We start from the raw sequence: 11055 nt of genomic DNA, 5'->3' as shown, positions 1-11055 counted from the left end.
GCACATCAAATGTTGTGCACGGCCATCGTGGCGTGACGCGGTCAACAAATACATGGAAAAATGCAGCCACGGGAGTCTGAATGTCCGGGCTGCATTCTTCCGGGACGGCTAGTCCAGAATGCGGGCGACGACATCGTAGTCGTGTGATTCGGTGATTTCGGCACGATAGAACGTGCCGGGAACCAGAGCCTCATGCGGACCGAAGTCGTTGATGAAGACCTTGCCGTCGATCTCAGGGGCGTGAAGCGGCGTGCGGCCCTCCCACAGGAGATCGGTCTCCTCCGATGGGCCTTCGACGAGCAGGTCGATCTCGCGGCCGATCCAGGCCTGCTTGGCCTGCGTGCTGATCTTCTGCTGAAGCTTCATCAGTTTGCGGCGTCGCGCCTCGATGGTGCGCTTGGGAACCTTGAGTTCGGCGGCGAGTTCAAAGGCCTTCGCGCCTTCTTCGTCCGAGTACGTGAACACGCCGAGCCAGTCGATCTTCGCGGCGACGATAAAGGCCTCGAGCTCCTTATAGTCGGCCTCGGTCTCGGATGGGAAGCCCACGATGAAGCTGGTGCGGATGACGATGCCGGGCACGATGCGGCGGGCCTTCGCGATGAGGTCGAGGAAGATGCCCGCGTTGCCGCCGCGCTTCATCGTCTTCAGTACCGAGGCGCTCGCGTGCTGCAGGGGAACGTCGAGATACTTGGCAATCGTGTCGTGCTTCGCCATCGTTTCGAGCAGGCGCGTGGTGACCTTGTTCGGATAGGTGTAGAGGAAGCGCAGCCAGCGCAGGCCTGGCAGTACGGCAAGCGCGTCGAGAAGCTGTGCGAGGCCTTCCTTCAGACCGAGGTCTTCGCCGTAGCACGTGGTGTCCTGCCCGATGAGGGTGATCTCGCGAACGCCCTGGGCGATGAGGTTCTGGGCCTCGGCGATGATCGATCCCATGCGACGTGAGCGAAACTTGCCGCGCAGTTGTGGAATGATGCAGAAGCTGCACGGATGATCGCAGCCTTCGGCGATCTTGATGTACGCCGAGGCGCGCGGCGTGGTCAGGATGCGCGGCGTGGCATCGGAGTAGAGGTAGTCGGGCAGCGCGGCGATGGCGCCATCCCAACTCTCGCGGGAGAAGCGACCGGACTGCTCACGGGCGTCGCCTTCTGGGCGGCTGGTGGCTCCGGCAGGCTTGTCGGAGTGGGAGACGTGATCGACATGCTGGCCCGGGTGGTTCAGCGGAGCGGTTCCAGCGGTTGTGCCTGTTTCGGCGAGCGATTGTGCAATGCGGAGCTGCGGTGCGATCTCGGCGTCGTGCTCCGGATCGGCCAGCGGTCGCGAGTGCTGCGAGACAGCCGACGGAGCGCGGGAAACCAGGCCCGCGGAGAGGTTCTCGATCTCTACCTGCGTGTGATCGACAGGCGGATGCGCGATCAGCTCAAGGTCCGGCTGGGTCTGCGCTGCGATACTTGGCTGCCCGAAGTCCTGCGGCAGAATCTGGAAGGGCGAGTGGTTCGGCGTGGGCTTTGCGGTCAGGCCCGCGGCGGTGAGGATTGCTTCCAACTCGCCGGTACCGACGACCGCATCTACTTCCGGAATGTTCTTTTGGATCTCGTCGCGGTAACGCTCAACCAGGCATCCGGCTACGACGATGCGCCTGGCCTTGCCTCCGTTTTCGGTGCGGTGCTGCACCATCTCGAGGATTGTGTTCACGGACTCCTGCTTGGCGGAGTCGATAAAGCTGCAGGTATTGATGACGATGATCTCGGCGTCTTCAGCGTTGGGTGTCAGTTCCGCGCCGTTATGGTGCAGAAGGCCCATCATGACCTCGGAGTCGACGAGGTTCTTGGGGCAGCCGAGGGAGACGAAGCCGACTTTGGGGCGCGCAGCGGTAGGGGTTTGCTCTTCGAGAGTAGGGGCGGATACGTTCACAAGGCTTATTTTACGCGCATAAAGACTGTCCTGCCGTATGGATACCCAGCCCGGGCAGCGGCTACTGTATGACTTGGAACTGCTTCGCATGTGGCAGAACCGTTGGCCGAGAAGGAATTCTGTTCTCGACCAACGGAGCGCCCCGTCGAAGACTCTTACGGGTTAGCCGACTTCTTTCCATGAAAGAGCGCATGGTTGATGTCGGGCCAGAACTCTTTGAACATGAACGTCGCGGCGTCGATCCCTACGTTCGTGCCCCATTTGTCGGCGGTGTTGGAAAACGTCCGCTCGGGTCTCGGATAGTAGAGGTTCGAGATACCCGCAGCCGCCCCGGCTCCTACCACCTCGGAGATATTGAACGTCTCGCGGCCTGCGTCGTTGCGCGTGATGACGGAGCGGCTCAACGAATACCCGGTACGCTTCAGAAAACCGCCCTTGCCCAGCGTGTAGTAGCGCGTATCCTCCCGCGTGATCACCGGAACGATGAATTCGACGGAGTAATTCTCAATGGTCTGGTCGACGGCGTCGTGCCACAGGTAGCGTCCGTATCCCACGCCGCCGTGCCCGAACTCCGGCGTATTGTTCGTCCCCAGATCGAAGGCGGCAACGGCTGCGGGAAGGACGATCGCCGAGTAGTCGAAGCTGTCCTGAGAGGCCGTGACGAACTTCTCCTTCACGGTCTGCGCGGGCGGATGCGCGTTGGTGCTGACTGCGCGGAAGTTGGGGATGATACCGAGAATGCGCTTTGTTTGTAAGTCCTGATGACCGTCGGTCGAACCGGCCTGGCTGGCCTGTGCATCCGTAAAGTCCGGTGCATCCGGGAGCGACGACGAAGAGGCGAACTGCTGCGCGTGGACCGTGGTCAGGGACGTGCCGAGCAGCAGAGAGAGGATAGCAACGGGCAGTGCGAGTCGTTTTGTCATGATGGTTGTCGGGCCTGACAGCGCCGTTTCATCTTTGACTTCGCGACGCACGATCGCGATTCAACTTTCCTTCATTGCTTTTCTTCGAAATGCCCAGGCTATCGGGATAGAACCGCAGTGCGATCGCGCCAGCGACGATGATGCAGATCGCGTAACGATGCGCACCCTCCGGAAGCAGAGGGAGGCTTGAGTAAGAGAGACAAGCCGATATAGACCGATGCGAAGATGGTCACGAGAACTGCGGGGGCTGGTCGGAGAGACTCTCGAACGCAGTGAAGTCAGCTCATGTGGTGTTCCGGGGGGGGGGGCGCTTACGTATGCAGGCGCGGCACGAAGCTACCAGATCTTGGGCTTGAAGCCTGCATCGTCGAGCGTCTTCTTCAGCACGGGAACGGCGGCGAACTGCGCGTCGCGAGTTCCGCCAGCGAAGGCTTCGTCGGCCAGAGCGAGATGCATCTCACTGACGCCGAATTGCAGAAGCATCGTGCGATGGGTCTGCCAGGGGTGCGTTGGACTCTGAAACCAGGCCTTACTCGTCAAATCGTAGGCTATAAGCTGGGACTCGGAGTGTGCGTCGCTGAATTGAACTCTGAAAACGACATTTCCTGGTTCCTGACCGGACATCTGCGCTCCATGCGGGAGTTTGGAGTAACCGGACGAACCGGACACATTCGAAAGTAACATAGCTTCTTCTCTGGAATAGGCTGTATAGGGCTTAGCCTTTGTACGAAAGAAAGTTCAATTAGGTTTCAAGTTTTATTTTCTGAGTGTCCAGCCCGTATAACTTACTGAAAAATATAGCTCCATCTTGGCCCAACCGGTTCCTGAGCAGTTAGGGAATATTTGTGGCTTCGCGCTCTGGGTTCCAGTGGTCGGGGCCGCGGAGGAAGTTGAGTGGTGCGAAGGGGCGGGCTTCGGCGGCGGTGAGTTGGTAGGACCACGGCACGCGCGCGGAGGGGTTTGCGCCAGGTCCGGTGGAATGGAACTCGGCGTAGTACGCGGTAGATTCGTTGGAGGTTTTGCTCCAATTGTTCCAGCCGGCGGGGTCGAGGCCTGCGGGTAGCTCGGTGTTCAGGAAGACGACGCGGGAGTAGGGGCGCCAGGGGCGGCCGAGGCCGAAGGTGTTGTGCGGGGATCCGGCGTTGGGGTCGAGATCGGTGGTGACGCGGGAGTTGGCGATGACGTATCCGGTGGTCTCGGTGGGCTTGATGCGGGACTGGGCGGTCAGGAAGCCGGGGGCGAGGGCGTGCAGTTCAGAGTGGTCGAAGACGGCCGTAGCGTTGCCGAAGATGAAGTCGACGCCGCCGGCGATGTAGCAGGCGGTGTAGTACTGGCGGCCGTAGTCGGCGAAGAGGGTGTCCTGGTGGCCGAGGAAGCGGACGTGCTTGAAGATGGCCTTGTCGGACCGGACGGCGGCGGCTACGGCCTGTCCGGTGTTGCCGGCGGTGTTTTCGATGGTGAGGTTGGAGGCCTCGAACTCCGGCCCGTTGATCTCGACGGTCTCGGTGAAGAAGGTGCCGCCGGCGGTCCTGGCGTTGAGGGAGTTGGTGATGACAACGTCGGATGGGGTGGACCCCATGCCGATCCAGGTCATGCGGGGGCGGTTCTGGGTGACGATGACGCGCTCATGGTAAACGCCGGGGTAGATGTGGACGTAGACGCGTCCGGTGCCGGCGTCGGGGGCGTGGTCCATGGCCATCTGGATCGTCGGGTACTGCGTGGTGGACTCGATGCCGGTTTTGACGTCGGGGCGCACATCAACATGGACATCTGGATCCTTTTTCTGAGCGACGGCGGGGAGGGTGACGAGCAGGAAGAGGGCGGCGATCGCTTTGCAGGACATGCTCTCAAGGTAGAAGACGCGGGCTGGATGGGCAACGTGCATTCCCCGATATTCGCTGGAAACCCAGATCTCATGATCGAGATGTGGGGCACCCGGTTCATGGGCGATCCAGATTGAGGAGCTTGAGAAAGGCGAGGGCGTTGGTGGTGGTGTTGATGCCGGGCTTGAGCAGGTAGTCGAAGGCCAGCGGGTCGGTGGGGTCGGGGCTGGCCATGTGGACGTTCCGGCCTTTGTTTTCTGCGGTGGCGAGGGTGGTCAAGGCCAGGTCGTGAGTGGAGAGGGCTCCGATGGCTCCGGCGGCGAGGAGAGCCTGCAGGACTCCTTCGGCGGCGGTGAGGCGGTCGGAGGAGTTGGTGCCTGAGAAGAGCTCGTCGATGAGGAAGAGGGTGGGGGACTGGCGGGCGGCGGCGAGGATCTGGCGCAGGCGGTGGATCTCGGCGAGGAAACGGGACTTGCCTTCGGCGAGGGAGTCGGTGGGGGTGAGGGAGGTACCCAGGGTGAGGGGCGTGAGGCGGCATTCCCGGGCGGGGATGGGAGCTCCGGCGCGGGCGAGGACGACCGCGAGGCCGATGGAACGGAGCAGTGTGGATTTGCCCGCCATGTTCGAGCCGCTGATGAGGTAGAAGAGGCTCTCTTTCGCTAGAGATAGGTCGTTCGCTACGGCGTTGGGAAGAAGGGGGTGGGTGAGGGAAGATGCTTCGAACGTGGGGGAATGGGTATCGGGCAGAAGCTCGGCGCAGGTGTTTTCCGGGTGCTCGAAGGCGTAGGCGGCGAGGGCGTTGACGGCATCGAACTCGGCCCAGGCGGCGATCCACTGGCGCATGCCGGGGGCGTTTTCGAGCTTCCATTGATTGATCCGGATCGCGGCGTGGGTTCCTAGATTGAAGGCTAACGCGGGCAGGTAGAACCACTCGGTCTTGCGCTGCTCGACGAGGAAGAGGTGCTTCTGGAGCTGGGCGAGGGCAGTGTCGGCTGCGGGTGGCGGCTGATGCATGAGCTTGAGGCCGTCGCGGAGGATCTGGATCTGTCCGGGGAGGGGTTGGGTGGCTTCGAGGATGGGCAGGGCTTTGGGGCGGTAGATGAGCGCGATGGCGGCCTGCAGGCCGAAGACGGCGGCGAGATTGGGGATCAGGGAGTCGACGCTGAGACGGTTGGTGGACCATGCTGCGACCAGAAGGACGGCTATCGTGCTGATGGCGTAGAGGACGGGACGGAGGAATCCGGGGAAGTGCGCGGGCGGCTCGTCGAGCCAGAGGTCGAAGGTGTCGTGATGGGTGGGAGCGTAGGCGCTGGGGCCGAGCAGAGCAATCTGTTCGCGGAGCGCAGTGAGCGGGGTGAGTTCGGCGATGACCGACTGGCGGCGCGCAGTTTCGGCAGGTGGCGGCGGGTGCAGGAGGGTGTGGGCGAGGGCGCGCTGGCCAAGGCCGGTGCGGGTGGTGGCGAGGTGTTCGAAGAGGGAGTGGGGGCCGAGGATGTTGAGGTCTCGGTCGTAGAGGTGGTCGGGTTCGCGGAAGGCTTCGCCGTGCTGCGGGCGTTCGGGCGGCTGATGCGTGAGGCGGGCGATGCCGGCTTCGTAGAGGTACGTCAGGCGCTCGAGACGGTCGAGGGTGCGTTTTGCCCTGAGAAATGGCAGGGCAAGGGCTACAAGGGCCAGTATGGGGACTCCCGGGGTCCACAGGGGTGTGGCGTGCTGGTAGGCGGCGACGGCCAGCACCATCGTCGTGAGGGCGCTGGCGATGACGATGAGGAGCAGAAGGCTGTATCGGCTCTGGGTGGTTTTGCGTTCGGACTGAAGGTTTTGGAGGCGCGCTTCGTAGAAGCTCTGGGGTGCTTGGGGCATGGGGGCCTACGGTGTTATTATGACTCTTGTGCCGGGTCCTACGCGACGTAATCCCGCCAACCCCGCCAGGTCCGGAAGGAAGCAACGGTAACGGGCTAGTATGGGCGCAGTAGGTCGCCCGGTGCAAAATTTCCTCTCCATCGAAACCTGAGGCACCCGCGCAATGGCGCAGTAGGTCGCCCGGTGCAAAACCTCTTCTCCACTTAAACCTGAGGCACTCGCGCGATGGCGCAGTCGGTCGCCCGGTGCAAAAGACTCTTCTCCATCTGCAAAAAATCCTCCTTCAACGCTGAATCGATACCCCCCATAGGGCTTTGGCGGGCGCGGGTGCGCTTAACATAGGAAAAAGATTGTGGGGAAAAGGCGGAGAAGCGGGAAAAGGAAACAGGAGCCAGGCGGCTTCTGTGGCTCGCGGCTTTCAGCGATTGGTTCTACCAAGACATGTGGACGACGCACGGGTGGTCGATCCAATTTGAGTGAATGTGTCGATCTCACCACACAATTTGCAGTTTTGACACACTTCTAAGTGCTTGAAAGGAAAGCGCTTTGGGGTTTGTGGGGATTTGTGGTGGATTTCAGGGTTTTATGGGTGTTTCTTTGGTTTTCTTCAGGTTTTACCTGCAGTTTTTGGAACGGTAAAACGTGGGCATTTGTCTGGAAAGTGTGGACACTGGCTGGTTTCTCGCGTTCATGGGATCGCTCCGAGGCCGGGAAGGACGAAGGCCACCTCAGTGTGAGGTGGCCTTCGTCGTTGCTGCGTGATTCGCCTACTGCACTACGACCTGGACGGTGATGGTGTGGGAGACGCCGGCGGAGGTGGCTACGATACCGATGTTCCCGGTGCCGGAGGGGGTTCCGCTGGGGTTGAAGGTGACGCCTGCGTCGTTGCACCCGGCGAGAGCACCGAGGGTGGCGAGGAGGGCGAAGAGGGAGAGCAGGCGGGTGTAGCGACCGAGGCTCCTGCGCTTGATGGAGCCGGCCAGTGCGAGGAGGGTGAGACCGGCGAAGGAGATGCCGGCCAGACGCGTGGTTCCGTTGCTGGTGGCGGTGTGGTTCGCCGCACGGGTTGTGCCGGTGGCCTTAGCGTTCGGGGTTACCTGGCGGGTGGTGGAGATGGTGACGGTCGCCGTGGTGGTTCCGGTGGCGGCGAGGGTGACGGGAGTGGTGGTGCAGGTCTCGCCGGTGAGCAGGCCGGTGCAGGCGAAGGTGACCTGTCCGGTGTAGCCGCCGATCGAGGTGAGTGCGAGGGAGACGGTTGCGGTGTTGCCGTTGGTGACGGTCTGGGTCTGGGTGGTGGTGGTGAGGGTGAAGTCCGTGCCGGTGCCGGTGAGGGCGATGGTGGTCGGCGAGGTGGACGCGTTCGAGGTGATGGTGATGGTTCCGGTTGCGGCACCGGTTGCGGTGGGCTTGAAGGTCACCGAGATGGTGCAGGTGGCGGAGGGTGCGAGGGAGGTGCCGCAGGTATTGGTCTGCGCGAAGGTGGTGGTCGACACGGCGATGGACGAGAAGGTCAGGGCCGCGAAGCCGGTGTTGGTGACGGTGACGGTCTGGGCGGCGCTGGTGGAGCCGGAGAGTTGACCGGCGAAGGTGAGGGTGGAGGCCGAGAGGCTGATGGCCGCGGGTGCGGGCGGGATGGTGAAGTAGGCGACCACGGGGTCGTGATCGCTGACGCGCTCAGGACGGGTTGCATCGTTCTGATAGACGAGTGGGAAGTCGGCGTCGATGTGCGCGTAGACGAGGCGGGTCTCGAGGGGGACGAGGTCGCTGGTGACGACGACGTGATCGAGGACCTGGGCAGAGCCGGTTTCGACGTAGGACTGACGCTGCGCGGCGGGAAGGAGGGTGACGAGGTCGACGAGGTTGGGTGTGACGAGGTTCGCGACCGGCGGGGTGATGACCTGGGTGGAGGGGACGGGCTTTCCGGTGGTGACGCCGAGGGAGTCGACGAAGCCATCGGAGAACTCGAAGGCGTTGTAGTCGCCGACGGTGATGACGTGCTCGCCGGCGGCCTGGTAGCCCTGGATGAGGCGTGCGAGGTACTCGGCCTGGGCCTCACGCTTGAGGCGGACGGTGGCACCGGTGGAGGTGGGGTCGTCGACGTTGATCAAGGAGCGCTGGTGGACGCTGATGAAGGTGACGGGGTAGTCGGGTGCGCCGTTGGCGCGCTTGACGCCGAGGTGCATGACGAGCGGGGTGCGGTCGTTGAGGACGGCCTGGTTGCCGCCGGCGTTGGTGAAGGTGGTGGTGAGTCCGAACTGCTCGGCCTTGACGGTGTTGACGCGTGTGCTCTTGACGAGGACGCCGGTGTTGATGCCGGTGCCGTCGGTGGCGAGGAAGAGGTAGGGCTTGTAGACGGGATCGGTTTGTCCGGCGGTGAGTGCGTCGGCGGAGATCTTGTTGGCGAGATCGGTGAGGACGTTGATGTTCTCGATCTCCTGGGCTCCGATGATGTCGGGGAAGTTGAGGACGTTGCGGATGGCGAGCGATGCCTTGGCGAGGCGGCGCTGGTAGGCGGCGGTGGTGACGATGACGACGGACGAGCCTGGGTTATCGGCGTCGGCGACGTCGTTGTAGAAGCGCTCCATGTTGAAGCTGGCCGCGGTGAACTCGGTGGCGGCCTGTGCGGGGACGGGCTGCGCGGTCATGAGGCCGGTGACGGTGGGGCGGTTGGCGGCGTCGATGAGGATTTCGGGCGAGCCGAAGGAGAAGTCCATCACGCCGGAGACGCCGGTGAGGATGGCGTTCGAGGTAAGGTCGATGGCGGGTGCGCCGAAGGCGAGGGAGTCAAAGTAGAGGAGCTCTGGGTTGGAGTCCCAGACGGTGACGCCGGAGGGAATGGTGCCGTAGAGCGTGTCGGTGACGGAGACGCCGGGCTCGCGGAAGGGCCGGGGGACGCCGGTGACGACGCCATAGAAGCGGCCGTTGGAGGTGTTGGTTTCGGTGGCCTCGTTGAGCGAGGCGTCGGTTCCGGAGGTGGTGGTGACGGAGCCGATGGCGATGCGGCTGCCCTCGTACTGGGTGAACTGCTTGATGCCGCCGGCGGGGGAGTCCTGCGCTGCGGTGAGGGTGATGGGGGTGGGCAGGGTGTTGCCGGTGGTGAGGAGGGTGAAGGTCTGGGGGCCGTCGATCTCGGTGCCGGGGGTGAGGGTGGCCGAGGGATAGGCGGGATAGGTGTTGACCGTACCCTGTACCTGGACCTCGTTGCCGATGGCGATGTAGGAGGGCAGACGGGTGGATCCGGTGTAGACGAGGATGCCCTGCGGTGTGGTGGGGTTGGTGGTGGCGTTTTTGGACTCGATATAGAAGCCGTTGGACTTGACGCCGATGACGATGCCGCTGGTGGTGACGGCCTGGGTGGCGTACGTGGAGGGCTTGTTGGCCTGGATGGTCTGGATGCTGACGGTGGGCGGCGCGGCGGCTACCGTGAGGGCGATGGTGGGAGCGGCGGACTGGGCCTGCGCGTCGGACACGGAGACGGGGAGGGTGAAGGTGCCGGTCGCGGTGGGCGTGGCGGAGAAGCTGAAGACGTTGTCGCCGGCGGTGACGTCGCCGTGGGTGCCGTCATCGTAGAAGGGCTGGTTGGTGACGCCGCCGATGGTGCTGAGGTCCGCGGTGACCGCGATGCCGGTGCTGTTGGGCAGGGTTCCGGGGATGACGGTGGCGGTGAGGAGGGTGGTGTTGCCGAGGTAGAGGGTCGAGGGGGTGGCGAGTGCGGTGGCGGCGAGGGGGCTCGAACCGGTGTTGGAGCAGGGAGCCAGGGTGGAAGAGGCGTTGTGCGGGGTAGGCGTGCGCGCGGCGTAGTCGGTGGAGTTGTTGCCGGTGATGTTGCAGGCGTTGGCGCGGATGATCGCCGTGGTGGCGGAGGGCGCGGGTGCGGCGGTTCCATAGGCGCAGTTGGGAGTGGAACCGAAGGCCACGAAGTCAACGATGGAGGGATCGGTGGCGGGGCAGGCCGCGGTGAGTTTATTGGTCGAATTGACCAGGTAGATCTTGCCGGCAGTGGCGGCGATGGCGAAGGGGGCGTTGGGGGAGTCAGGTGTGGGGAGCGCGGCTCCGACCGAGCCTGCGGCGGCGGCGATGAGGTAGTACTGTCCGGGCTGGAGGGTGATGGAGGGGGGGAGCGTGGTGACCGAGGCGATGGTGGTTCCAGCCACGCTGGCGTATTGGATGGAGTAGTTGGAGAGGGTGAGGGTGGAGGAGGTCGGATTGAAGATCTCGACGTAATCCGCGTTGTACGTGGCTCCCGAGTTGCCACCTGCCCCATAGACCTGGGTGATGATGGCGCCGGTTGGTACGGAGGCTTGAGCGAGACCCGTGAGACAGAGAACGGCGACAACAAGGGCCCAGAGACGCGATGCGTATGGAGAGGAGGGGGAGGTGATCATCGCGCTAGTTTAGGCGAGGGAGAGAACCTTAGACGAGAGAATGCGATGAAAGTTTAGCCTCTCCTGTGGAAAAGACAGGTTAAAAGTTCTGGGTTTCGGGCGGCGAAGGACGTTGACAGGGAGGTTCACGGACTAAAAATCATGAATGGTGATTCA

At 63.2% G+C, this 11055-nt stretch carries 6 protein-coding genes and 1 other RNA gene; 1 reads left to right on the top strand and 6 read right to left on the bottom strand.

The genetic code is table 11. The features are described 5' to 3' along the window. Positions 1 to 108: 108 nt before the first annotated feature. From BM400_RS18725 to BM400_RS18705, 5 genes are all read right to left on the bottom strand, one after another. Entirely contained in the window at positions 109 to 1908 is a 1800-nt protein-coding gene (locus tag BM400_RS18725; protein WP_245782028.1) for a MiaB/RimO family radical SAM methylthiotransferase, read from the bottom strand. A 155-nt stretch (positions 1909 to 2063) separates the two neighbouring features. Beyond that, on the bottom strand, positions 2064 to 2831 hold the full coding sequence (locus BM400_RS18720) for a hypothetical protein (RefSeq protein WP_089842586.1): 768 nt from the start codon (positions 2829 to 2831) through the stop codon (positions 2064 to 2066). Between the two features lie 336 nt (positions 2832 to 3167). Further along, complete coding sequence (locus BM400_RS22175) at positions 3168 to 3314, bottom strand: hypothetical protein (protein ID WP_175529142.1); 147 nt, start codon at positions 3312 to 3314, stop codon at positions 3168 to 3170. Between the two features lie 349 nt (positions 3315 to 3663). Continuing rightward, the gene (locus BM400_RS18710) at positions 3664 to 4674 is read right to left on the bottom strand and encodes a pectinesterase family protein (RefSeq protein ID WP_089843903.1); all 1011 of its coding nucleotides are present in this window, start codon (positions 4672 to 4674) and stop codon (positions 3664 to 3666) included. Between the two features lie 97 nt (positions 4675 to 4771). Then, positions 4772 to 6514: a MutS-related protein gene (locus BM400_RS18705; RefSeq protein WP_089842580.1), complete on the bottom strand. Its 1743-nt coding sequence runs from the start codon at positions 6512 to 6514 to the stop codon at positions 4772 to 4774. A gap of 29 nt (positions 6515 to 6543) precedes the next feature. On the opposite strand from BM400_RS18705, the gene ffs reads away from it, so the two are divergent. Further along, an RNA gene (ffs, locus tag BM400_RS18700) (signal recognition particle sRNA small type) lies at positions 6544 to 6641 on the top strand. A gap of 640 nt (positions 6642 to 7281) precedes the next feature. Here the strand turns inward: ffs and BM400_RS18695 are convergent. Further along, complete coding sequence (locus BM400_RS18695; protein WP_089842577.1) at positions 7282 to 10899, bottom strand: choice-of-anchor D domain-containing protein; 3618 nt, start codon at positions 10897 to 10899, stop codon at positions 7282 to 7284. Positions 10900 to 11055 lie beyond the last annotated feature (156 nt).

The organism is Granulicella pectinivorans, assembly GCF_900114625.1.
Lineage (GTDB): Bacteria > Acidobacteriota > Terriglobia > Terriglobales > Acidobacteriaceae > Edaphobacter > Edaphobacter pectinivorans.
The sequence above is the reverse complement of the archived record's forward strand: the minus strand, read 5'-3'. Positions and strand labels throughout refer to the sequence as shown.